The sequence below is a fragment of the Mycolicibacterium fluoranthenivorans genome (genome assembly GCF_011758805.1).
GTDB lineage: Bacteria > Actinomycetota > Actinomycetes > Mycobacteriales > Mycobacteriaceae > Mycobacterium > Mycobacterium fluoranthenivorans.
In genome coordinates, this window is the sequence record NZ_JAANOW010000003.1 from 175329 (window position 1) to 198539 (window position 23211).

General features: G+C 65.4%; 22 protein-coding genes. 3 read left to right on the top strand and 19 right to left on the bottom strand.

The genetic code is table 11. The annotated features are described in order from the left end of the window. Position 1 precedes the first annotated feature (1 nt). The 17 genes from FHU31_RS24150 to FHU31_RS24230 all read right to left on the bottom strand — a co-directional run bounded on the left by FHU31_RS24150 (position 2) and on the right by FHU31_RS24230 (position 19263). The gene (locus FHU31_RS24150; protein ID WP_167163276.1) at positions 2-979 is read right to left on the bottom strand and encodes an NAD-dependent epimerase/dehydratase family protein; all 978 of its coding nucleotides are present in this window, start codon (positions 977-979) and stop codon (positions 2-4) included. A 66-nt stretch (positions 980-1045) separates the two neighbouring features. Continuing rightward, complete coding sequence (locus FHU31_RS24155; RefSeq protein ID WP_167163277.1) at positions 1046-2608, bottom strand: sugar transferase; 1563 nt, start codon at positions 2606-2608, stop codon at positions 1046-1048. Between the two features lie 2 nt (positions 2609-2610). Beyond that, positions 2611-3537: an NAD-dependent epimerase/dehydratase family protein gene (locus tag FHU31_RS24160; protein ID WP_167163278.1), complete on the bottom strand. Its 927-nt coding sequence runs from the start codon at positions 3535-3537 to the stop codon at positions 2611-2613. A gap of 590 nt (positions 3538-4127) precedes the next feature. Beyond that, complete coding sequence (locus tag FHU31_RS24165; RefSeq protein WP_167163279.1) at positions 4128-4280, bottom strand: hypothetical protein; 153 nt, start codon at positions 4278-4280, stop codon at positions 4128-4130. Between the two features lie 38 nt (positions 4281-4318). After that, entirely contained in the window at positions 4319-5164 is an 846-nt protein-coding gene (locus tag FHU31_RS24170) for a hypothetical protein (RefSeq protein ID WP_167163280.1), read from the bottom strand. After that, positions 5161-6606 (bottom strand): KamA family radical SAM protein, encoded by a 1446-nt coding sequence (locus tag FHU31_RS24175; protein WP_167163281.1) that lies wholly within the window; start codon positions 6604-6606, stop codon positions 5161-5163. Before FHU31_RS24175 ends, FHU31_RS24170 begins: the two co-directional genes overlap by 4 nt. After that, positions 6603-7991, bottom strand: a complete 1389-nt coding sequence (locus FHU31_RS24180; protein ID WP_234901635.1) for a flavin monoamine oxidase family protein — start codon at positions 7989-7991, stop codon at positions 6603-6605. Before FHU31_RS24180 ends, FHU31_RS24175 begins: the two co-directional genes overlap by 4 nt. Then, positions 7988-8209, bottom strand: coding sequence for an acyl carrier protein (locus tag FHU31_RS24185; protein WP_167163282.1), 222 nt, complete (start codon positions 8207-8209; stop codon positions 7988-7990). Before FHU31_RS24185 ends, FHU31_RS24180 begins: the two co-directional genes overlap by 4 nt. Further along, positions 8206-9741, bottom strand: coding sequence for an AMP-binding protein (locus FHU31_RS24190; protein ID WP_263987958.1), 1536 nt, complete (start codon positions 9739-9741; stop codon positions 8206-8208). The genes FHU31_RS24185 and FHU31_RS24190 overlap by 4 nt, the downstream gene beginning before the upstream one ends. A gap of 39 nt (positions 9742-9780) precedes the next feature. After that, positions 9781-11568, bottom strand: a complete 1788-nt coding sequence (gene glmS, locus FHU31_RS24195) for a glutamine--fructose-6-phosphate transaminase (isomerizing) (protein WP_167163625.1) — start codon at positions 11566-11568, stop codon at positions 9781-9783. A gap of 160 nt (positions 11569-11728) precedes the next feature. Next, complete coding sequence (locus FHU31_RS24200; RefSeq protein ID WP_167163284.1) at positions 11729-12634, bottom strand: LuxR C-terminal-related transcriptional regulator; 906 nt, start codon at positions 12632-12634, stop codon at positions 11729-11731. 557 nt (positions 12635-13191) lie between these two features. Further along, positions 13192-14364, bottom strand: a complete 1173-nt coding sequence (locus tag FHU31_RS24205; RefSeq protein WP_208411414.1) for a 17-hydroxy-3-oxo-4-pregnene-20-carboxyl-CoA lyase — start codon at positions 14362-14364, stop codon at positions 13192-13194. A 2-nt stretch (positions 14365-14366) separates the two neighbouring features. After that, entirely contained in the window at positions 14367-14780 is a 414-nt protein-coding gene (locus FHU31_RS24210) for a MaoC family dehydratase (protein WP_167163285.1), read from the bottom strand. Then, positions 14762-15754, bottom strand: a complete 993-nt coding sequence (locus FHU31_RS24215) for a bifunctional MaoC family dehydratase N-terminal/OB-fold nucleic acid binding domain-containing protein (protein WP_167163286.1) — start codon at positions 15752-15754, stop codon at positions 14762-14764. The genes FHU31_RS24210 and FHU31_RS24215 overlap by 19 nt, the downstream gene beginning before the upstream one ends. Beyond that, positions 15751-16914, bottom strand: a complete 1164-nt coding sequence (gene fadE29, locus FHU31_RS24220; RefSeq protein ID WP_167163287.1) for an acyl-CoA dehydrogenase FadE29 — start codon at positions 16912-16914, stop codon at positions 15751-15753. Before fadE29 ends, FHU31_RS24215 begins: the two co-directional genes overlap by 4 nt. A gap of 59 nt (positions 16915-16973) precedes the next feature. Then, complete coding sequence (locus tag FHU31_RS24225; protein WP_167163288.1) at positions 16974-17990, bottom strand: acyl-CoA dehydrogenase family protein; 1017 nt, start codon at positions 17988-17990, stop codon at positions 16974-16976. A gap of 40 nt (positions 17991-18030) precedes the next feature. Further along, positions 18031-19263, bottom strand: coding sequence for a cytochrome P450 (locus FHU31_RS24230; RefSeq protein ID WP_167163289.1), 1233 nt, complete (start codon positions 19261-19263; stop codon positions 18031-18033). Positions 19264-19385: 122 nt separating this feature from the next. On the opposite strand from FHU31_RS24230, the gene FHU31_RS24235 reads away from it, so the two are divergent. From FHU31_RS24235 to FHU31_RS24245, 3 genes are read left to right on the top strand one after another with little or no spacing between them, the layout of a single operon-like run. Beyond that, complete coding sequence (locus tag FHU31_RS24235; protein WP_167163290.1) at positions 19386-20549, top strand: steroid 3-ketoacyl-CoA thiolase; 1164 nt, start codon at positions 19386-19388, stop codon at positions 20547-20549. 8 nt (positions 20550-20557) lie between these two features. Next, positions 20558-20944, top strand: a complete 387-nt coding sequence (locus FHU31_RS24240; protein WP_167163291.1) for a DUF8021 domain-containing protein — start codon at positions 20558-20560, stop codon at positions 20942-20944. Positions 20945-20957: 13 nt separating this feature from the next. Continuing rightward, the gene (locus FHU31_RS24245) at positions 20958-21446 is read left to right on the top strand and encodes a nitroreductase family deazaflavin-dependent oxidoreductase (protein ID WP_167163292.1); all 489 of its coding nucleotides are present in this window, start codon (positions 20958-20960) and stop codon (positions 21444-21446) included. A gap of 51 nt (positions 21447-21497) precedes the next feature. Here the strand turns inward: FHU31_RS24245 and FHU31_RS24250 are convergent, their stop codons facing one another. Beyond that, positions 21498-22403, bottom strand: a complete 906-nt coding sequence (locus FHU31_RS24250) for an SDR family oxidoreductase (protein ID WP_167163293.1) — start codon at positions 22401-22403, stop codon at positions 21498-21500. Between the two features lie 13 nt (positions 22404-22416). After that, positions 22417-23190, bottom strand: a complete 774-nt coding sequence (locus FHU31_RS24255) for an SDR family oxidoreductase (RefSeq protein ID WP_167163294.1) — start codon at positions 23188-23190, stop codon at positions 22417-22419. Positions 23191-23211: the final 21 nt, after the last annotated feature.

Genomic DNA, 23211 nt, shown 5'->3' on the forward strand with positions numbered 1-23211 from the left:
TCTACGCCTCGACCAGCTCGGGCTTCGAACCGGCACGCAGCCACTGGAGGGTGCGGCGAATCCCCTCCTCGACGGCGACGGCCGGCACCCAGCCGAGTTCCTCCTCGGCCCTGCGTACGTCGAGCGCGATGGCCTGTACTTCTGCCGGCGGGGCCGGTGCGTAACGGGGTCGTGCCGTCGCACCCAGTGCCGAGGAGATCAGCCGATGCACCTCGTTGGTGGTCGTCTGCCGCCCGGTCCCGATATTGAAGATTCCCCGAGTTGTCGATGGTGCCCGGCCGGCGCGAACGAACGCGTCGACGACATCGTCGACATACACGTAGTCACGGGTGGCTGTCCCGTCCCCGAACACGGTGACCGGTCGGCCGCCGAGCATCCTGCTGCCGAAGACGGCGATCACCCCGGCCTCACCCCGCGGGTTCTGTCGAGGTCCGTAGACGTTGGCCAAGGCCAGCCGGATTGCCGACATACCGTACAGCTCGGCATAACAGGACAGATAGACTTCACCGGCGAATTTCGCAGCGGCATAGGGTGATCGAGGATCGGCAGGCGTGGATTCGCGCACCGGAAGAGCGGTCGGCGCCCCATAGCGGGATCCGCCCGACGCGGCGTAGACGATTCGATCGACACCGGCATGCCGGCAGGCCTCCAGCACCCCGATCGTCCCGAGCACATTGCAGCCGGCGTCGTGCAGGGGGTCGGCGACCGAGGCGCGGAGGTCGACCTGGGCTGCGAGGTGAAACACCACGTCGGGTCTGGCCGCCGCCATGATCTCGATCAACTCCGGTGCGCGAATGTCGAGCTGCCGGAAGGTGAACCGGTCCCCGGCCGACTCGAAGCGGCTCCGGGCGTGGTCGAGGTTGGCGGTGACGCCGGTGCTGAGGTTGTCGATGGCGACGACCTGGTGCCCCTCGTCGAGCAGCCGGTCGACCAGGGTCGAACCGATGAAGCCGGCTGCGCCGGTGACGAGTGTCCGCATTCCCGTCACTCTCCTTTTCCGTCCACGCGTGTGGGTTTCACGATCTCGAACGTCACGTCGCCCCCCTCAGTAGGCACCCGTGCGAGCCAAGACAGCTCGCAGGGTCTTCGCGATGATCAGGACATCGCCCACCATCGACCAGTTGTCGACGTAGGAGAGGTCGAGACGAACAGACCTGTCCCAGGACAGATCGGATCGCCCGCTGACTTGCCACAACCCGGTGATACCGGGTTTGACCAGGAGCCTGCGCAGCACATCGCAGTCGTAGGACTCGACTTCCGGCCGCAACGGTGGTCGTGGGCCGACGACACTCATCTCCTGCCGCAACACATTGATGAACTGCGGCAGCTCGTCGATGCTGAATCGGCGCAGGATGCGGCCGACCGGGGTGACCCGAGGATCATCGCGGATCTTGAACAGCAGGCCGTCACTCTCGTTCATCGTCGACAGGCTCGCGAGCTGTTGATCGGCACCCACCACCATGCTGCGGAACTTCAGCATCGAGAACGGCTTCCCGTTGATGCCGATGCGCTCCGCAGCGTAGAAGACGGGTCCTCGGCTGGTGAGCTTGATGGCCGTGGCCGCGACGACGAGGATGGGCAGTGTCGCCGTGAGCGCGGCCAAGGCAAAGCAGAAGTCGAACGCACGCTTCTGGAAACACTTGGCGCCGCGATATTGCGGCTTCTCGATCTGCAACAGCGGTAGACCTGACATCGGCCGCATCGCCAGACGCGACAATGCCACGTCGACGACCCCGGGCGACACCATCAGGTCGACACCCATCGGCTCGAGTTCCCAGATCAGCCGCTGGAGTCGATGGACGCCGAAGTGTCCGGTACCCGCCACTGCGACCGTGTCCGCACCGCATGCCCTGATCGCCTGCACAGCGCAGTTCTCGTCACCCACGACCGGGATGTCCAGGCCTGCGACTGTGAGGACCGCACCCTGCGCGCCCCGGTATCCCGGGATGCACACCCCGACGACGTGATAGCCGTCCGACGGATTGTCGACCAACTCGTCAACCAGGTGCGCCACCGCATCCCGTTCGCCGACCGCCAGAACCGCCGTCCGGCATCGGCCCTTGCCCCGTTCGCGGACAACGACTTTCCGGCAGGCCCACCTGCCCAGCAACAGACCAAACGTCCCGACCGGAAGCGCCACCACCAGGTAACCGCGGGAAAGCTCCAGCTTGACCACCAGTTCGGCGATCGCCATGGCCCCGAAGGTCGCCAGGGACGCGTTGACGACTCGCCGATACTCCTCGGCTCCTGCACCGACCACCTTGGCGGACCGGGTATGGAAGCCCGCCAGCATCGACAACCACAGCGCGGCGATCACGATCGAGAAGGCGGTCACAAGGTGACTCACTGGTCCGGGTGAGGTGACGGTACTGCCGAATCGCACATACTGCGCCAGCATCACGGCGCCGGCGACCACCGCGGTATCGGCCACGCGTAGCCGAGTGACGTACTGCCGTTGCCAACGTAAGCGCTCGATAACGGCGGCCGGCGGGGTGCCGACTTCGCTGAGCGGTATGACAACTCGTCGGGCCGCCGGCTCCGCCCGTCGGGCTGGTGCGGCGATCGCTCGCTTGCCGGGATCCTGACTGACCGTGTTGAGGTGTGCCATGGTCAGCCCACCAGATCCACGCCGTGCGAAATACGCTCTGCAGAAATAATTCTCCGTGACACTTCTTCGCGTTCCGAAGCGGGATCGGTCGCCGTGAGGTCAGTCAGCCAACGGACCGTCCGGGCGATCCCGTCCGGGAGATCAACCAGGGGAGTCCACTCCAGAGGGCACCGGGTAGGAGTGCCGGTGCCGATATCGCACGTGCCGGTGATCTGCACGGGCGCATGACCGGCACGTACGAGTGCGTCCACCGCGTCATCGACGTACACGTAGTCACTGGCACGAATGTTGTCCCAGCCCCTGATCTGCGAACCGCCGGCGATCATGGCACTCGCCAGATCCGCGATGGCGTTGCCCGGGCCACGGTGATTCTGACGCGGGCCGTAGACGCTGCCCAAGGCGAGGCACAGCGGGGCCAGATCGTACATCTCGGCGTAGGCGCACAGATACATCTCGGCGGCGATCTTGGCGACCCCATGTAGTGAGACCGGATTGGTCCGGCCGCTCCCCTCAGGCGGCCGTCCCGCACCGATGCCGTACCGGGCGTCCCGACAGCCCGCGTACACGATTCGCCGAACCCCGGACCGGCGGCTCGCCTCACAGAGATTGATCGTGCCGAGTACGTTACTGCGCGCGTCGAATTGCGGATCCATGACCGATACCTGCGGATCCATCTGCGCCGCCAGATGAAAGATGATGTCCGGGTTGGCCCCCGCGATCACACCCGCGAGCTCCGGCGCCTGAACATCGAGGCAGATCAGCCTGAACTGTCCGGGCCTGCGCTCGTTCCACCTCATCGCGTCCTTCAGGTTCGCGACGCTGCCCGCCGTGAAGTTGTCGACTCCGATGACCTGGTGGCCGTCGGCCAACAGACGGTCGACGAGCGTGGAGCCGATGAATCCGGCCGCGCCGGTGACTAGAGACCGCATGGCACGTCCGTCCCCGGCACCGCGGTGGGCCACGCCGGCGATCCCCCACCGCCATCAACAGCTAATTCGTCACGCACCCCTTAACTATCGGGTCCCCCACCGGTCCCGTACATGGACCGTCGGAGCGATCTTTCGGTTGAATCCCGATCTAGTTCCAGGGACTAGCCGTAGTACATCGGGGGGCACGGAAGTGATTGCAGCAAAACATATTCAGACTCCGACGAGCAAAGCCTAACCCGTCGCCGGCGCACGTATGGACACGGTGGGTATCACGCCAGGTGAACGCACGTCATCAGGCATTGCACCGGATGACCGGAACACCGAGGTGCGGGGCGTCAGATCCGCAGGACGCGAACGGGATCCGATCCCGGTACGGGATCGCCGACGGATCCGGATCGCACCCGCCCGAGACCTGGTCCTTCGGGCGATGCGAACTAGATCCTCGCGGACCGTCGACCCGCACGACGACAATCAGATCAGCGGTGCGATGAGTTGCGTTCCCGCTCAACGGCGAACAGCCGCATCAACGCTCAGCAATGCCGCATCTCGGCAACACCGCGTCGCCGAAGTAGCCCGGCCTGACGTACCTTTCACCACGAATCGGTGGACTCCCACAGCCGGCACTGCGGGATTCTCGATCGAAGACGCAACAGCAGTGCGATATTGATCGCTATCAGAATCCCGAACACGCCCACGGTGGCGATGCCGACAACCGCTACCGCACCCATGACAATTCCCACCATGGCAATCACCCCTCAGCACCGGCGAATTGGCCGACCGGCTACCACGGAACGCACGCCAGCTCGCTGTAGAGGTAGTCGATCTGCTTCGGTTCCAGACTCGGGCTGGAGTACATCTTCGGCCTGTTGTTCAGGCTGAAGGACAGCAGGGGCCGGTGTTCGATGGTGCGCAATTCAGCGAGGGTCGCCACCAGTCCCCGCCTGACCAACAAGTGGCGGGTCAGCGGGATTAACGAACGGTGGAACAGGTCAAGGTTGCTGACATGCAGGATCATCGCGTAGCCCAGTGCGCCCATGTACCGGAACTCGCGGTACATGACGTGGCCGGACTCCTGACCACGGGTCAGGACGAGGTGCCGGGCGGCGAGCGCCTGTGCATGGTCGCGGTAGAGTGCCAGCCCCGATCCGACCAGTGACCGTTCGATCACGTCCGGATCGGCACTGATCCTCGTGCCACACCGGAAGGTCGGCCACGGCAGATTGGGAATGAGAGCGGCCGAGGTGTCCAGATAGCGAAACTTCAACCAGGCCAGAATCTCCCGAGGCCCCTCTTTCGGGGACAGACTGGTGAAGTGAAAGCCCTCCTGCGCCAACATCGCGTTGAGCAGAGACATGCTCTCGCCGCGGTATTCGGGCAACACGCACCACGAGCCCATGTTGCAGAACCGTTCCAGCCGGCCCGCCACCAACCGCTCGGAGTACAGAGCCAGCAGGACGCCCACGACGCGCTCCCCGTCACGGAGCATGAATCCGTGATTGGGGGCCTTATCCTCCCACGGAGCCGAACACGATGCGGTCCAAGGAGTCCGGTCATTGTGATTGGTCCGAAGGAACTCCGCGGCCACCGCGATGTCGGCGTCCGTGATCGGACTCACCTCGGCTGTCATCGGTCCCCGCACACCGTTGACGTCACCGGCCGAACGTGCGGTGAGTCATTGTCCCGCCACCATGCCTGCCCGGATTCCGGCAGACTGCCCACTGGGTCGTAGAACGGGTAGACACGGTTCAGGGCACCGACATCCGCAGCGTCCAAACCGGTGCGGTAGTTCTTGGTCCAGTAGGAGATCCCCAGGTCGCGGTCGTAGCGGACCGCCTGATGCACCCACCGCTTACCGACATACGGCACATCGCAGACGATTCGCGGTGTCGCGAAACCCGGCAGATAGCCCATGATCGACAACTGCAACTGCTGCGCTTGCCACAGCGGGGTCCGCCAGTGCTCCGCACTGGGCACCATGTCGCACATGTAGAAGTAGTACGGCAGGATTGCCGCTTCGCCCTGTAGAGCGAAGCACAGGTCCAGCAGATCGTCAGCAGTGTCATTCACGCCGCGCATCAGCACGCCCTGGTTGCGCACATCTCGCAGCCCCGCGCCGAGCAGGGCCCGCGCCGCCGCGGCAACCAGCGGAGTCACCGACCGCACGTGGTTGATATGGGTGTGCAGCGCGAGGTTGACGCCACGGGCGGCGGCCAGCTGAGCGACGCGACCCACGCCGTCGACGACCTTCGGCTGAAGCCAATGCTGGGGCAGCGCGGCCAACGCCTTGCTCGCCAGCCGGATATCACGGATGGTGTCGATGTCGAGTAGCTGCGCGACAAACGATTCCAGCCGCGGCCAGGGCACATTGGCCACGTCTCCGCCGGATACCACGACATCACGCACGGACGGTGTGGCTCGCAGGTAATCCAGCATTCGGCCCTGCCGTTCCGCCGGACTGAGCGTCAGCCTGGCCTTGCTGACCGTGGGTGTGGAGTTGCCGACCAGATCCATCCGGGTGCAATGCCCGCAGTACTGCGGGCAGGTCGACAGCAGCTCGGCGAGTACCTTGGTCGGGTACCGGTGGGTCAGTCCCTCCACCACCCACATATCGCTTTCGTGTAGCGAATCCCGTTCGGCGTAGGGGTGCGATTCCCACACCGGCTCTCGGTCGCTGAGGACTGGCAACATGTAACGCCGGACCGGATCGGTGTAGAAGGCCTCCGTCAACCAACGGCGCTCCGGCGCACAGTGCGCGGCCATGGTGTTGAGCATCTGCGGCGGCACCAGCATCGACATGGTCGCCCGCTGTTGCTGATCGGCGGCCAGATCGGCGTAGAACCCATCGTCGAGCAGGTCGCCCACCACGGCGCGTAGCTGGTCGATGGTCTTGACGGAGTGCGCCCGCTGCCATTGCGGATCGTGCCACTGCGCCTCGGTGACCAGTGCCCAGCCCGGGTAGCGCCGCCAGTCCGGCTCTGAAAGATTCCTGCGTACATAGGTATACGGCTGATCTACCGCCGCGGCGAATCCGGCCCGCTCGGGTTCGATGGCTTCGGTCAGTGACGTCATCTGGACAGCACCTTCTCCGAGACAGGTGTCCGTTCGTCGCCGTGGATCAGCTCGGCCGCGACCCGCCGGCCCGATCTGATCGCACCCTCCATCAACCCGAAGAACTCCAGACTGGTTTCGGTGCCACACCAGTGCACGTGGCCGTGCGGATCGGTCAGCGTCGGCCCCAGGTTCAACCAGTCGCCCGGACCGAACAGGGCGGCATAGCATCCCCTGCTGTACTTCTCGGCAAGCCAGTCCGTCACGGTGCACTGCGTCGGCGCCGGCAACTGCGGGAAGATCCGGCCGATGTGCGCCAGGGCCGCATCCCGTTGTGCTGTCGCCGACAGCGCGGAGAATGCGGTTGCCGCCGCGCCGGTGACAAAACCGGTCAGCACACCGGCTGAGCCATCCGGCGGAGAGTCGTCGACCGTGGACAGCAAGGGCCCGTTCGTACTCACCGACCATCCGGACAAGCCGAACTCACGCCACAGCGGGGCCGGATAGCCCAGTTGCACCTTGACCGCGCAACCGCGACCGGTGACCGCCGTCGCGCGCAGCGCACGCAGAGCGGGCCGGAACTCGATTCGCTGCGCCAACAGCGGTGGCACGGCGAGCACCACCCGGTCCGCTCGATACCGAGAACGGGCACCGGACGCCCCATCACATTGGACCACCACGTCGCCGGCGCTCTGCTCGATTGCGCACACCGGCTGCCCCATCCGAACCCGTGCGCCGAGCCGTTCGGCGAGTGCCTGGCACAGCAACTGCGCGCCGCCGTCGATCCGCCATTCCTGCGCCCCACCCTCGAAGGCGTTGAGATAGCGGATACCCCCGCCGGACCTCAGATAGAAAGCCATGTGCAGGACGGAGATCGCGGCCGGATCGGCCGCCATCATCTCGCCGAGAAACAACGGGAAGAAGGTGCGCGCGTCCGGATGGCGAATCTCGCGGGCCAGCCAGCTTGCCGCAGACAGGCGATCGAGCACGCCCGCGTCGGCGCTCTGCCACGGCGCATCCGGGCGGACATCGGCCACGAGTTCGTCGAGGCGATCGAACATGCCACCGAGCGCAACCGCGTCCAGCGGGGGCATCCGGCTGGCGCTGGTGGTCCGGCGGCCCGACAGCAGGAATGTGCTGTCCCCGGTCATCGTGGCCGGAACCAGTCTGAGCCCGTGCTCGCCCACCAGTGCCAGCAGTTCGGTGTGCCGTGCGCCGAGATACGCAGCGCCCCCGTCGGCCGTGACACCGCCGGGCATCGAGACGCCGTGGATGCGACCACCCACCCGGTCCCGTGCCTCCAGCACGGTCACCTCCGCGCCCGCGGCCACCAGATCGAGAGCCGCCGTCAATCCCGCCAGACCAGCACCGACGACCAGAACGCGCATGCCGGCCGCTGCGTTCATTGCGCCACCGCGATCACTTTGGTGAACAGCCCTTCCGCCGAAGGGCTTTCGCTGAAATCGTCCCATGACAACTCCACCCCGAAGTCCCGCGCGATCGCGCTGAGCACCCGGGTGGCCAACAGTGAATCACCGCCGAGTTCGAAGAAGTCGGAGTGCGGGCCCACCTCGCGGGTGTTGAGCACCCTACGGAAGATCTCGACGATATGGTCTGCGCTCATCGCTCTGCTCCTTGGCTTCGGTGATCCTCGGCGGCCCGCTGCGTTGCCGCTCGATCGACTTTTCCGCTCGTGGTGTACTTCATCGAGGTGACGAATGAGATTCTGCTGGGCACGAATTGGCTCGGCAGGCGTTGACGTAGGTAATGCTTGAGCTCACCCGAGGTGGTCGGCGCGACCGCGACCACGTACGCCGCCAACGAGGTGCGGCCCAGTACCCGTTCACCGACGACGACCGCGCCTCCGACAGCGGGGTGCGTGATCAACTGCGTCTCGATCTCGGCCGGATGTACCCGCACACCAGAGACTTTCACCTGTTCGTCGATGCGGCCGCGCGGATACAGCAGACCGTTCTCCCCCCGGGCGACCAGATCCCCGGTGCGGAACCACCGTTGCGGTCCGCAGTCGCGATCGGCGAGCGGGAATGCGGCCGCGGTGAGTTCCGGAGACCCGAGGTATCCGTCTGCCAGGCTGGGGCCCGCCACCAGCAACTCACCTTCGTCGGTCACATGGTCGCGCACATGCGGCAGCCTGCGGCCGAGCGGCGCCTCGGCAGCCTCGGCCGCGACTTCCGGCTCGGTCCCGGGACCGGCCAGCTGGACGGCATGGGTGATCATTGTCGTCTCGGTGCAACCGTAGGTGTTCAGCAGTGTGACGTGACCGATGCCGAGTTCGCGCCACTGCCGCAGCCGGGTCGGATCGACCCGCTCACCGCCGATCACGACCAGCCGGACGCAAGCCGGTAGCGTCGCGTGTTCTTCGTGTAGGAAGTACACCAGCTCGTGCCAGAATGCCGTCGGTAGGTCGAGCACGGTGATACCGAGCTCGGCCAGCATGCGCACGAAGGCAGGGAATGAACCGGAGTGTGCGATATCGTCGAAAACCAGTGCCGCGCCGGATGTCAGCGCGGGCAGTATCTCCTCCAGGCAGGTATCCCAACCCAGCGAGGCGAATTGGAGCACACGGTCGTCAGGCGTGAGATCGAAGAGCCGGCGCAACGCCCGCACCGTGACCGACAGCGCATATCGTGATACGACAACGGGTTTCGGCACTCCGGTGGAACCCGAGGTGCAGAGCACGTAGGCCGCGTCGGCCGGCCGACAGATCGGCTGTGGTGATCCGGTATCCGCTGCCGCAATCTTCTTGTCAAGGATTTTGACCTGCAGTTCCGCCGTTCCGCACATGCCGGGGACGGTGGCATACAGATGCTCGATACCGAGCACCGCAGCCAGACTCTGTATCCGGGCGTCCGGGAGGGCGGCAGCGATCGGGCTGTACGCTGCGCCGGCCTGCAATATCCCGATCAGGTGCTCCACCATCGCGGGCGTATGAGTGACCAGAGCACCGACAGGACGAGACGAACTCCCGGCTCCGCCGGCGCGATAGCACGTTGCCGTCTCCCGAATGCGTTCTGCGAGCTGCTGGTAGCTGATCGTTGTCCCGTTGTGCACGATGGCAGTGCGTTCCGGCCAGTCACGGGCCGCGGCGGCGAAGTCGTCGACCACGTCGCGCCACGTGGTCGACGAGCCTGTCACGGTGGCTGCCCCGATCGAATTCATGGCACTGCTCCCGACTCACTCGACCGTCACGGATTTGGCGAGATTCCGCGGTTTGTCCACGTCGCGCCCCAGGGCCAGCGCCATCGTGCGGGCCAGTATCTGCAGCGGTACCGTCGCCGCGATCGGGCCCCACGGCGCGGCGGGATCATCGACGACCGGTATGGCGCCACCAGCGCACCCGACCGTGATGACATGACCACCGCGGGCTCGAACCTCCGCGACGTTACCGGCGAGCTTCGGGTCGCCGTTGTCGATGACGATCACGGGCGTGCCCACACCGACCAGAGCGAGCGGTCCGTGCTTGAGTTCTCCGGCCGGATAGTGCTCGGCCCACCTGTAGGTGAGTTCCTTGAGTTTGAGCGCACCTTCGGCCGCGTACGGCAGCCCCAGTCCCCGTCCGATGAAGATGAATCCGGCCTCGGCTGCGAATTGGTCGACGAGCGGCGGGATGACGCATTTGGCGACGGCACTCGCGGCGGCCAGCTGGTCCGGCACACGACGGAGATCGTCGACGAGTGCCGCGGCCGACCGGGCCGAGACCCGATTCATCCCTACCAGAGCCGAGATCATCAGCGCCGCAGCGGAGATGACCTGGCAGATGAAAGTCTTGGTGGCGGCCACACCGATCTCGGGCCCGGCTGAGCTTCCGACGACGGCGTCCGCCAACCGGGCCAGCGTGGACTGCGGGTTGTTGGTGAGTGCGAGCACGGGCGAGATACCGACCGCGCCGGTCTGCACGCCCCGCAACACATCAGCCGTCTCACCGGACTGACTCATGGCTACAACCAGCTGCGCTGTATCCGGGACTTCTTGTGCCGCTTCGCTTCCGCTGACCGTGGTCGTGGGAACCCCGCCGAGCCGGCGTGCCAGGTTGGCGAGCACATTCCCGGCATTCAGGGACGTCCCGCAACCGATCACCCGCAGCCGCTCGAACGGTGGCAGGTTCAGCTGCTCCCAGAGCGCACCGTTGGCGATGCCGTCCGCAAGTTCGTCGAGCACCCGGGCTGCCGCCTCGGGTTGTTCGTCGATCTCCTTGGCCATGTAGTCCGTGTAACCGTTCAACTCGACATCCCGGCCGCGCCATGGGCAGCGGGTGAGTGCGGGCGGCGGTATGACGATCCCACCGCGACGCCAACTGTCAGGGCGTGCGAGTTCGACGATATCGCCGTCACCGAGCACCCGGTATTCGTCGACCCAATCCGCGATCGCCGCAATATCGCTCGCGGCGAAGTCACCTTCTGCCGTGTGTCCGACCACCAGTGGGGAACCCTTGGCGGCGACGATGATTCGGCCGCTGCCCTGCTCCAACACCGCAAGCGCCCATGAGCCGTGCACGCGGGCCAGCGCGTTCTGCAGCGCCCGGACCAGATCAGTGCCGCGCCGCCGCTCGTCCTCGATCAGATGGCACAGAACTTCGCTGTCCACCGTGGTGACGAAAGTGTGTCCGGCACGATCCAGTTCAGCACGCAGGCTGGCCGCGTTCTCCACGATCCCGTTGTGCACCAAGCTGATCTGTCCGGCGCAGTCGACATGTGGGTGGGCATTGCCTTCGGTCACCGCGCCATGGGTCGCCCACCGCGTATGGCCGATCCCGGCCCCGTCGAACCGGGGGCCCGCCCAATCGTCGAGCAGAGCTTCCAGGGCTCCGATGCGGCCGGTCGTTCGAAGTCGGGCGATATCGCCGCCGGTCGTCCGCAGCGCCATGCCGACCGAGTCGTATCCGCGGTACTCGAGCCGGCGCAGCCCCACCCGAAGATATTCGACGGCAGAGCCTTCCGTCCGGCATGCGATGATGCCGCACATCATCGGGCCCCGCGATCGGATTCTGCGCACCTCTGATCGAGTGCCACCAGCGACCATTCGGCGGCCTCCTGAGTTAATCCCCCAAACACCACTTCACTATCGGGTGCCGAAAGGCGTTGGTACATGGACCATCAGAGCGAATTCCAGATTGAATCGGGGACTAGATCCCGGATTGGTACCCGGGGGGATCCTCGGGCTGCAGGAGGGTGCGGGCGACCACCGCGGCCTGCGCCCGGGTACTCACGCCGAGCTTGGTCAACAAGCTGTGCACGTGATTTTTGACGGTGTGGATGGCAATGCAGAGTTCTTCGGCAATCTGCCGATTCGCAAGACCCAGTTCCAGCATCCGCAAGATCTGGATCTCGCGAGCGGTCAGGACTAGTTCCTTGGAGGCCGGCGGTCGCTGCGAGGCCAGTGCTGACAGCCGACGGAGGAGGATGGCCGAGACCCTCGGCGAACAAAGCGATTCTCCCGCAGCAACTTTGCGGATCAAATCGATGAGATCGTCGAGCGATTCGGTTCGGAGGTGATAGCCGGCCACACCCGCCTCGGCGCAGGCGACGATCTCCGATTCGTCATCCTCCGAGACCCCCAGCACCACCACGCGCAGATGCGGACCCAAGGCCAGCGCATGACGCAACAGCGTCGCGCTGTCTCGCGACGCCATGTTCAGCAGAATCACCCGCGGCAGTGTCGAGTCGAATGCGGCGACCAGCGACGGCAGATCCCAGGCCACTCCCGGCGCCACCGCACCATGTGCGGCAAGGACGCCGTACAGATAGTCGCGGTACAGGGTGCAGTCATCAACGATCAACACCCGCACGTCATGAAGCAACGTCAGCCCGTCGGCCAGCTCCTGGCGGGTCTCTGCCCACCGGCCGTTCGGCGCCAGATCCCACCCGAGCGGTTCGTCACGACGGACCGGAAATGATCTCGGGTTAGCTGATCGACGGCCGTTTCCCGACGAATGACCTCGCGACGCCTCGGCGAGATCGTCAGTGGCGTCGCCTGGTGCAATCGCTACGTGTGGTGCCTTAACGGTCAGATCACCAGTGCTTGAGTCCATTTCACTGGCTCGACTTGTCGGGCGCCGGATAGGACATCCGACTCGGCACGACATGCTGCCTGGTCAACACCACCGTTCGTGACATTCGTTGGACTGTCAATGGTCCCACCCCCGTGACCCTTTACCGCCAGCAGGCCCCACACCTGCGATGGGCAGATTGTAGGCATTTGCCATAATTACGGTCAACGTGCACGTAAATAACGGTCGGGCAAGCCTTGCGAGTGCAAGTAGTCTCGCTGAGCAGACCGCCTTGACGTAAGTCACCGCATAGCACATCCACCCAGCTAAGTACAGGTTCTTAGGCATTCTGCCACTACCGAGTGGCAGAATGCCTGGTCATAGTTTTAGTAAGTCGACCTTTTGTTCAAAGGCCACCCACAGCAGTCCGGATTCCGCACGCTCGCGACCACCAGATAGTCCATCGAACGAAATCCGAGGCTCCGGACAAGTGCGATCCAGACGTAACCGCAGCGATCCAGACGGATACTACTAGCTGGACTACTAAATTTGCTATGACGATTTCAAAACGCACCAGGCGCCGCCGGCGCCCCGATCCGTCAGCCCAGGATCAGACCCGATGTGGGCACACCGGTACCGGCGGTGACGAGAACATGCTCGACGTTGTCGACCTGATTGACCGACGTCCCACGCAGCTGACGCACGCCCTCGGCGATCCCGTTCATCCCGTGGATATAGGCCTCACCGAGCTGACCGCCGTGGGTGTTGATCGGCAGTCGTCCGCCGAGTTCGATGGCCCCGCCGGCGATGAAATCCTTGGCCTCACCCTTACCGCAGAAGCCCAGCTCCTCGAGCTGGATCAGCGTGTACGGGGTGAAGTGGTCATACAGGATCGCCGTCTGGATATCGGTCGGCGTCAGTCCGCTCTGCTCCCACAGTTGCCGACCCACCAGACCCATCTCAGGCAGCCCGAGCTCATCGCGGTAATAGGAGTACATGGTGAACTGATCGGCTCCCGCGCCCTGGGCGGCGGCCTCGATGATCGCGGGCCGATGCTTGAGGTCCTTGGCCCGCTCGGGGGTGGTCACGACGATGGCCACCCCGCCGTCGGTTTCCTGGCAGCAATCCAGCAAACGCAGTGGTTCGGCGATCCACCGCGAGTTCTGGTGGTCCTCGATGGTGATCGGCTTACCGTAGAAGTGCGCCTTCGGGTTGTTGGCCGCATGCTTGCGGTCCGCCACCGACACGACACCGAAATCCGCACTGGTGGCGCCGTATTCGTGCATGTATCGCTGGGCGACCATTGCGACCGAGGCGGCCGGTGTGCTCAATCCATGCGGGTAGGACCAGCTGTACTCCACACCGCGGGAGTCGGCATTGATCGTCAGACCGGTCATCACCTGACCGAAGCGGAACTCCGAGCGCTCGTTGAAGGCCCGGTACGCCACCACGACTTCCGCGACCCCCGTAGCGACCGCGAGAGCCGCCTGCTGCACGGTCGCCGCGGCGGCGCCGCCTCCGTAGCCGATCTGACTGAAGAACTTCAGGTCCCCGATTCCGGTCGACCGCGCGACGGCGGTCTCCAGGTTCGAGTCCATGGTGAAGGTCACGAGCCCGTCGACATCTGACGGTTCGAGGCCGGCGTCGGCCAAGGCGTCGAGAACCGCCTCGGCGGCCAGTCGCAGCTCGCTGCGGCCGGAGTTCTTGGAGAAGTCGGTGGCGCCGATACCGGCGATCGCCGCCTTTCCGGACAACCCGGCCTTGCTCGACAGCGTCACTTGTCCCCCAATGTCAGCGTGGACGTGGCGATGACATGGTCGCCAAGGCTGTTGCTACCCACTACCTTCAGCGTCACCAGGTCACCCTCGACCGCGGTCACCTCACCACGGAACGTGATGGTGTCATAGGCATACCAGGGCACACCGAGGCGCAGCTTGATCGACGTGACGATCGCGTTCGGACCGGCCCAGTCGGTGACATAGCGACCCACCAGACCGGTGTCGGTCAGGATGTTGACGAAGATGTCCTTGGACCCCTTGGCCTGTGCCTTGTCCCGGTCGTGGTGCACGTCCTGGTAATCGCGGGTCGCGATGGCGGTCGACACGATGAACGTCGGGTCACCGTAGATCTGCAGTTCGGGCAACTTGGTCCCGACCTCGGCCGTCACACTCATGCTTGCGGCTCCCATGCATACAGCGACCAGGCCGGGCTGACTTCACTGTCGGGGAAGTCGAGATACGTTGCACGCACCGGCAATCCGATCTTCACCTGCTCGGGTTCGATTCCGCGCAGCTCGCCGAGCATGCGGACGCCCTCCTCGAGCTCGACCAGGGCGATGACGAACGGCAAGCTGCGGCCGGGCACCTTCGGCGCATGGTGCACGACGTAGCTGAACACCGATCCCTTGCCGGAGGCGACGACATAATCCGTCGGCGCGTCCTTGTCGGCCCACACCGCCGGCACCGGCGGATGCTGCAGCGTGCCGTCCGGACGGCGCTGGATACGCAACTCGTGCGCGTTGACACCATCCCAGAAGAACTTGGTGTCACGCGACGAGGACGGCCGCATCAGCTTGTCTGGGTCGAGATCCTCAGGCAGCGACGCGGTTTCGGCTGAATCTTCCTGGCCAGGCGTCGCTCTCGGCAGGAACTTCATGATGCGCCAGTCCATATCGGCGACTTCCTCGTCAGCCCCGTCTTCACGAGCAACGTGCCAGCGGATCTTCTGATTGATGAAGTAGCCCTCACCCAGCGCAGTCTGCTTGGGCCCGATGATGCTGACGATCTCGGCGCTCATGGCCACCTGCTCACCCGGCTTCAGGTAGCGGTGATAGGTCTGGTCGCAGTTGGTGGCGACGACGCCGACGTATCCGGCATCGTCGAACAGTTTCATGGCCCGCGCCAGCGGATCGTCCTCCGAGCGCGCGCGTCCCAGCCCCATCATGGTCCATACCTGGATCATGGCGGGCGGCGCAACAATGCCGTCGTGCCCGGCCGCCCGGGCCGCGGCATCGTCGACGTAGATCGGGTTGGTATCGCCGATTGCATCGGTCCAGTGGTGAATCATGGGCAGGTTCACCGGATCCCGGCCGACCGTCGGCTCACCGCGTCCCGACGCGATGATGGCGTCGATACCGGCCTGCAGATCGTTCGTGCCGGTCACCGGGGAACCCTCGGCACCTTCAACCCGGACGCGGCGATCATCTCGCGCATCACCTCGTTGACCCCGCCGCCGAACGTGATGACCAGGTTTCGCTTGGTCATCTTGTCCAGCCAGTCCTGCAGATGGGCGGTGTCCGGATCGGCCGGGTTGCCGAATCGGCCGACGAGCTCCTCGGCCAGCCTGCCCACCTCTTGAATGCGTTCGGTGGAGAAGACTTTGGTCGCAGCGGCATCGGCAACGGCGATGGTCTCGCCGGACGCGGCGACCTGCCAGTTCAACAGCTCGTTGATCCGCCAGATGGCCTTGATCTGACCGAGCAGGTGCTTCGCGTCATCGTGTTCGATCGGGGCCACACCGTCGGCGGCCGGCTTCTCGGCCCATGCCCGCACGTGTTCGTAGATCCCGGCGACCCGACCGGCCGGACCGAGGCCGACCCGCTCGTGGTTGAGCTGGGTGGTGATCAGTTTCCAGCCGCCGTGCTCCTCGCCGACCAGCATGTCGGCGGGCACCCGGACGTCGTTGTAGTAGGACGCGTTGGTGTGATGTGCGCCGTCGGACAAGATGATCGGGGTCCACGAATACCCCGGATCCTTGGTGTCGACGATGAGGATCGAGATGCCCTTGTGCTTGGCGGCTTCGGGATCGGTGCGGCAGGCCAGCCAGATGTAGTCGGCGTCGTGTGCGCCCGTCGTCCACATCTTCTGGCCGTTCACGATGTACTCGTCACCGTGGCGCACCGCGGTGGTGCGCAGCGACGCCAGGTCGGTGCCGGCATCCGGTTCTGAGTAGCCGATCGCGAAATGTACGTCACCGGAGAGGATTCCCGGCAGGAACTTCTTCTTCTGTTCCTCGGTGCCCAGCACCTGCAGGGTCGGGCCGACGGTCTGCAGCGTCACCATCGGCAGCGGGATGTCGGCGCGGTTCGCCTCGTTGATGAAGATCTGCTGCTCGATCGGGCCGAAGCCCAGGCCGCCGTACTCCTTGGGCCAGCCGACGCCGAGCTTGCCGTCCGTGCCCATCCGCTTGATCACCGCGCGGTAGGCCTCGTTGTGCCGGTCGCTCTCCATCGCCTGTGCTTCTTCGGGCGTAACGAGAGTCGAAAAATATTCTCGCAGTTCGGATTGCAGCTTGCGCTGCTCCGGGGTCAGATCGATGTACATACTCAATTTCCCGTCGCCTCGCTCGTCCGGCCGCGCTTCCCGTCGCTTCGCTCGCCCATTCAGGCTCCCACCAGATCCAGGCGATACGTCGGACCCCCGAGCAGCCGGGTGAGGTCCTTGATCGAGGAGTAGTACCGATCCATCGGATAGGTGATGTCCATGCCCATACCGCCATGCAGATGGTGACTCAGACGCATGGCGGGCGAGGCCTGCGAGGTCAGCCAGTAGCCCAGGATGGCCAGATCTTCGGCGGCGTCCAGATCCTCCGCGAGCCGCCAGACCGCGGACGTGGAGAGCAGATCGATGGTGCGCGAGGCGATATAGATCTCGGACAGCTGTGCGGCAACGGTCTGGAAGGTGGAGAGCGGTCGACCGAACTGCTCGCGGGTGGCCACGTAGTCGGCGGTCAACCGCAGCGCGCCCGCGACAAGACCAGCCGCGAACGCACCCATCGTCGCCAGCGCCAGCTGGTTGACCCGTGCCACGGTGGCGCCCTCGAGGACGTCGACCGCCGGCACCTGCACGTCGGTGAACGTCACGACGTACTCGTCGGACGCGTTGGAGGTCGGCGTCTTGGTGAGCGCCACACCCGCGGCCGTCGGCGCGATGACGACTACCGCACTGTCGGTGGTGACGAGCAGCCATTGCGCCGACTCGGCATACGGCACACCGATTTTGGTGCCATTGAGCTTATAGCCGTCGGACGACGGGGAAAGCACAGTGGCAGGCCGTTCCGGCAGCGACACGCCCTGCTCGTTCAGCGCCGCCGACAACACCGACCCCTGGGCCACGCCCGCCAGGTAGCGGTCCTGCTGCTCCGCCGAGGCGAGGTCGAGCAGGGGCACCAACCCGAGACCGAGGGTCGCCAACGCGGGGCTGATGGTGCCGTGCCGCCCGATCTCGGTCAGCGCGGTGGCCACCTCGAGCAGCCCGAGACCGTCACCACCGAGCCGCTCAGGTGCGGCGAGCGCGGTCACGCCACCGGAAACCAGTGCATCCCAACTATTGTCCCGGTCGAGCACAGAGGTCACCACATCGGCGACAGCCTGCTGTTCCGGGTTTGGACTGAAATCCACCCGACTCCTCCTTGAGCCTATGCGGCCAGTGACAGACTGGTCACTTACCGGTGTAGTCGACCTGCCAATGCTTAATACCATTGAGCCAGCCGGACTTCAGCCGCTCGGGCTCGCCGATCGGCTTCAGGTCGGGCATGTGATCGGCGACCGAGTTGAAGATCAGGTTGATGGTCATCCGAGCCAGGTTGGCGCCGATGCAGTAGTGCGCGCCGGTGCCGCCGAACCCGACGTGCGGATTCGGGTCCCGAAGGATATTGAAGTCGTGAGGAGCGTCAAAAACCTCGTCGTCGAAGTTGGCCGAGCGGTAGGACATCACCACACGCTCGCCCTTCTTGATCGCCACGCCGCCCAGTTCGGTGTCCTCGAGCGCGGTGCGCTGGAAGGCCGACACCGGCGTGGCCCAGCGGACGATCTCGTCGGCAGTGGTACCGGGGCGCTCCTTCTTGTAGAGCTCCCACTGCTCGGGGTGCTGCGAGAAGGCGATCATGCCGTGGGTGATGGAGTTTCGGGTGGTCTCGTTGCCCGCGACGGCGAGCATGACGACGAAGAAGCCGAACTCGTCGTCGGACAGTTTCTCGCCCTCGATATCGGCCTCGATGAGCTTGGTGACGATGTCCTCGGTCGGGTTCTTGGACCGTTCCTCGGCCATCTTCATCGCGTAGGTGATGAGTTCGAACGAGGACATCGCCGGGTCGACGTCGGCGTACTCAGGATCCTCGCCGGCGGTCATCTCGTTGGACCAGCGGAACAGCTTGTCGCGATCCTCTTGTGGCACACCGAGCAGACCGGCGATGGCCTGCAGCGGAAGTTCACACGACACCTGCTCGACGAAGTCGCCCGAGCCCTCGGCGGCCGCGGCCTGCGCGATCTTCTGGGCCCGCTCGGCGAGTTCGGCCTCCAAGCGGCCGATCGCGCGCGGGGTGAATCCGCGGGAGACGATCTTGCGCAGCCGGGTGTGCTGCGGGGCATCCATATTCAGCAGCACGGCCTTCTGCAGGTCGACCGCCTCGCGGGTCATCTCCTGTGGCCACACCGGGATGGCACCGTCGGGCGAGCTGCCGAAGATGTCGTTGCGCTTGGACACCTCTTTGACGTCGGCATGCTTGGTGACGAGCCAGTAGCCCTTGTCACCGAATCCGCCGGTGCCACCGGGCACGTCCACCCAGTGGACGGGCTCGGATTTTCGAAGTTCCGCCAGCTCTTCCACGGGGAGGCGCTCCAGGTTGAGTGCCGCGTCGAGGAGATCGAAGTCGCTCGGGATGATGGATGGCATAGCTTTGCGCTCCTAAGAATGCAACGTGTTCTAGTGTCAGTAAAACATGCCTCCACCGCAGATAAAAGGCACGGGGGCATCGCGGCTTGTCAGACTAATGGAACGTGTTCTAGCCTGGCGACATGGGTAACCCTGTCATCGTCGAAGCCACCCGCAGCCCCATCGGCAAGCGCAACGGCTGGTTGTCCGGCCTGCACGCCACCGAGCTTCTCGGCGCCGTGCAGCGCGCCGTGGTCGAGAGGGCCGGCATCGACGCAGGTGACGTCGAGCAGGTCATCGGCGGTTGCGTCACCCAGTATGGCGAGCAGTCCAACAACATCACCCGCGTGGGCTGGCTGACCGCCGGTCTGCCCGAACACGTCGGCGCCACGACCATTGACTGCCAGTGTGGCAGCGCCCAGCAGGCCAACCATCTGATCGCGGGCCTGATCGCCACCGGCGCGATCGACGTCGGCATCGCCTGCGGTATCGAGGCGATGAGCCGGGTCGGGCTGGGTGCCAACGCCGGTCCCGACCGCAGCCTCATCCGCGCCGCGTCGTGGGATATCGACATGCCCAACCAGTTCGACGCCGCCGAGCGGATCGCCAAGCGCCGCGGCATCACCCGCGCCGATGTGGACGCCCTCGGGTTGGCGTCCCAGGCCAAGGCCAAGCAGGCCTGGGCCGAGGGCCGCTTCGATCGTGAGATCTCCCCGATCTCGGCACCGGTCCTCGACGAGAACAAGCAGCCGACCGCAGAGTGGGCGCCGGTGTCTCGTGACCAGGGCCCGCGCGACACCACCCTGGAGGGGCTGGCGTCGTTGAAGCCGGTCATCGAGGGCGGTATTCACACCGCAGGTACGTCCTCGCAGATCTCCGACGGCGCCGCCGCGGTGCTGTGGATGGACAGCGATGTGGCCAAAGCCCATGGCCTGAAGCCGCGGGCCCGGATCATCTCGCAGGCCAACGTGGGCGCCGAGACCTACTACCACCTCGACGGGCCGGTCCAGTCCACCGCACGGGTGTTGGAGAAGGCCGGGATGAAGCTCGGCGATATCGACCTCGTCGAGATCAACGAGGCCTTCGCCTCGGTCGTATTGTCCTGGGCGCGGGTGCATGACGCCGATATGGACAAGGTCAACGTCAACGGCGGCGCGATCGCGCTGGGCCATCCGGTCGGTTCGACGGGTGCGCGGCTCATCACCACGGCGCTGCACGAGCTCGAGCGGACCGACAGGAGCACCGCGCTCATCACCATGTGTGCGGGTGGCGCCCTGTCCACCGCCACCATCATCGAAAGAATCTGAGCCCGTCGGTGTCACTGTCAGAAGCGGACCGTATCGCGGCGGCCCAGGCGTATATCGATGCCCTGGTGACACACCGTGCCGATGACGTGCCGTTCACACCGGACTGCATCCGGATCGAGATGGGCCTGAAGACCGGTCGTTCCGGAGATCACCTGCGGCGCAGCCTCAACCACGGTCCGCAGTTCAAAATCATCGAAGCGACGACACCACCCGAGTTCACCGTCGACGGCGACCACGTCCGGGCGAAGTTCGACGTGCTGACCAAACCGCGACTGTTCGGCCGCCGGGTGAACTCGCATGTCGATGAGACCTTCCTGATCCCGGCGTCCGATCCCAGTGGTGCGGCGCAGATCCACCACATCCGCGCCGCACTGACACCATTCATCAGTCGATAGGGTCCGCACCTCGATGTCCAAGCCTGCCAAGCAGTCGCGTCCGCTCAGCCCCAAACAGATCGAGTCGCTGAACTCGAAGGGCGTTGGCACCGCGATCAAATGGATGTCACGCGCTCAGACCTGGCTGTTCAAGAAGACCAATGGCCGCCTGGGCGACAAGTTCCTGCACGGCGCCGAGGTCGGCATCCTCACCACAACCGGCCGTAAATCCGGTGAACTCCGCGACAGCCCGCTGCTGTACCTCCAGGAGGGCGAACGCATCGTCCTGGTCGCGTCGCAGGGTGGTCGCGACACCAACCCGATGTGGTACCTGAACCTGCGGGCCCACCCGAAGGTGTCGTTCCAGACCAAGCACGAAACGCTGACGCTGACCGCACGTGACGCCACGGACGCCGAGCGCGACGAGTACTGGCCCAAGCTCGACGCCATGTACGCCGACTTCGTGAACTACCGCTCCTACACCGAGCGCAAGATCCCGATCGTCATCTGCGATCCCGCGTAAGCGGGCCCCCGCCGCGCCACGGCGCCGGGGGCCGAGCGGGCGCCCAGGTGCCTAGGCGCCGAACACCGGCAGCGGTGTGCGGGACTTGGCCAGCAGGTCGGTGACCACCGGGCCGAGTTCGGCCGGATCCCACTTTGCACCCTTGTCGATCTCGGCGCCGCGGGCCCAGCCCTCGGCGACCCGGATGATGCCGCCTTCGACCTCGAACACCCGGCCCGTGACGCCCTTGGCCTCGACACTGCCCAGCCATACCACCAGCGGTGAGATGTTCTCCGGGGCCATGGCGTCGAAATCGGCGCCCTGCGTGGACATCATGTCCGCGAACACGGTTTCGGTCATGCGCGTGCGCGCCGACGGCGCAATCGCGTTGACGCTGACGCCGTAACGGCCCATCTCCGCGGCGGCCACCAGGGTCAGCGCGGCGATACCCGCCTTGGATGCGCTGTAGTTGGCCTGCCCGACACTGCCCTGCAGACCGGCGCCCGAGCTGGTGTTGATGATGCGGGCGTCGACGGTGTTACCGGCCTTAGACTGGGCTCGCCAGTAGGCCGCGGCGTGCTTCATGGTGGCGAAGTGCCCCTTGAGGTGGACGGCCGTGACGGCGTCGAATTCCTCTTCCGAGGTGTTGGCGAACATCCGGTCCCGCACGATGCCGGCGTTGTTGACCAGCACGTCGAGCCCCCCGAACGCGTCGACCGCGGTCTGGATGAGCCCCTCGGCCTGTGCCCAGTCCGCAACGTTCGCGCCGCTGGTGACGGCTTCGCCGCCGGCAGCGACGATCTCGTCGACGACGCTCTGTGCGGCGCTGCCGCCACCGGCGGGCGAACCGTCCAGACCGACACCGATGTCGTTGACCACCACGCGCGCCCCTTCGGCGGCGAAGGCGAGCGCATGCGCCCGGCCGATCCCGCCACCGGCACCCGTCACGATGACCACGCGGCCGTCAAGCAAACCCATTGTTGTCTCTCCTTTATTTGATGTCGGCGGTCGTGGTGCTCAGGTAGTGCGGCGGCTCGCCACCGCCGTGCACCTGTAGCGAGGCACCACTGATATAGGACGCTGCTTCGGAAGCCAGAAACGCTGTTGCCCAACCGATATCGGCCGGCTTGGCGAGGCGACCCAAAGGCACATTCTTGGAGATGGCCGCGATGGAGTCGGCGTCGCCGTAGAACAGCTCGGACTGTTCGGTCTCCACCATGCCGACCACCACCGAGTTGACCCGCACCTTGGGCGCCCATTCCACGGCCAGGGTGGAGGTGAGGTTGTCGATACCCGCCTTGGCTGCCCCGTAGGCCGCGGTGCCCGGCGTCGGCCGGTGCCCACTGACGCTGGAGATGTTGACGATCGAACCGCCGGTGTCCTGGGTCTGCATCACGGCGTTGGCGTGCGTGGATACCGACAGCGCACCGAGCAGATTGAGTTCGATGATCTTGGTGCTGAACTTCGCCGAGGCGTCGGCGGCGAGCACATAGGGCGAGCCGCCGGCGTTGTTGACCACCACATCCAGACGGCCGTGGGCAGCGACGATCGCGTCCATGAGGGCCTTCACCGAATCGTCGTCCCGGATATCGCACGAATGGAACTCATACGGCGAACCCTCCACCGGGCGGCGCGCACACGTCACGACGGTGGCCCCCTGAGCTGCGAACACCGCACTGATCCCGGCGCCGACCCCACGCACCCCGCCGGTCACCAGGACCACCCGGCCCGCGAGTTGCAGATTGATTCCAGCCGCGTCAGTCACTGTGCTAGCGTACCAAGCAAG

What these genes read in the sequence shown, in the direction of transcription:
- FHU31_RS24200 (WP_167163284.1), bottom strand. Translation starts at nt 12,634, where the DNA reads ATGGACTCAAGCACTGGTGATCTGACCGTTAAGGCACCACACGTAGCG.
- FHU31_RS24160 (WP_167163278.1), bottom strand. Translation starts at nt 3,537, where the DNA reads ATGCGGTCTCTAGTCACCGGCGCGGCCGGATTCATCGGCTCCACGCTC.
- fadE29 (WP_167163287.1), bottom strand. Translation starts at nt 16,914, where the DNA reads ATGTACATCGATCTGACCCCGGAGCAGCGCAAGCTGCAATCCGAACTG.
- FHU31_RS24170 (WP_167163280.1), bottom strand. Translation starts at nt 5,164, where the DNA reads ATGACAGCCGAGGTGAGTCCGATCACGGACGCCGACATCGCGGTGGCC.
- FHU31_RS24250 (WP_167163293.1), bottom strand. Translation starts at nt 22,403, where the DNA reads ATGGGTTTGCTTGACGGCCGCGTGGTCATCGTGACGGGTGCCGGTGGC.
- FHU31_RS24180 (WP_234901635.1), bottom strand. Translation starts at nt 7,991, where the DNA reads ATGAACGCAGCGGCCGGCATGCGCGTTCTGGTCGTCGGTGCTGGTCTG.
- FHU31_RS24235 (WP_167163290.1), top strand. Translation starts at nt 19,386, where the DNA reads ATGGGTAACCCTGTCATCGTCGAAGCCACCCGCAGCCCCATCGGCAAG.
- FHU31_RS24210 (WP_167163285.1), bottom strand. Translation starts at nt 14,780, where the DNA reads ATGGGAGCCGCAAGCATGAGTGTGACGGCCGAGGTCGGGACCAAGTTG.
- FHU31_RS24175 (WP_167163281.1), bottom strand. Translation starts at nt 6,606, where the DNA reads ATGACGTCACTGACCGAAGCCATCGAACCCGAGCGGGCCGGATTCGCC.
- FHU31_RS24185 (WP_167163282.1), bottom strand. Translation starts at nt 8,209, where the DNA reads ATGAGCGCAGACCATATCGTCGAGATCTTCCGTAGGGTGCTCAACACC.
- FHU31_RS24150 (WP_167163276.1), bottom strand. Translation starts at nt 979, where the DNA reads ATGCGGACACTCGTCACCGGCGCAGCCGGCTTCATCGGTTCGACCCTG.
- FHU31_RS24230 (WP_167163289.1), bottom strand. Translation starts at nt 19,263, where the DNA reads ATGCCATCCATCATCCCGAGCGACTTCGATCTCCTCGACGCGGCACTC.
- FHU31_RS24245 (WP_167163292.1), top strand. Translation starts at nt 20,958, where the DNA reads ATGTCCAAGCCTGCCAAGCAGTCGCGTCCGCTCAGCCCCAAACAGATC.
- FHU31_RS24155 (WP_167163277.1), bottom strand. Translation starts at nt 2,608, where the DNA reads ATGGCACACCTCAACACGGTCAGTCAGGATCCCGGCAAGCGAGCGATC.
- FHU31_RS24165 (WP_167163279.1), bottom strand. Translation starts at nt 4,280, where the DNA reads ATGGTGGGAATTGTCATGGGTGCGGTAGCGGTTGTCGGCATCGCCACC.
- glmS (WP_167163625.1), bottom strand. Translation starts at nt 11,568, where the DNA reads ATGTGCGGCATCATCGCATGCCGGACGGAAGGCTCTGCCGTCGAATAT.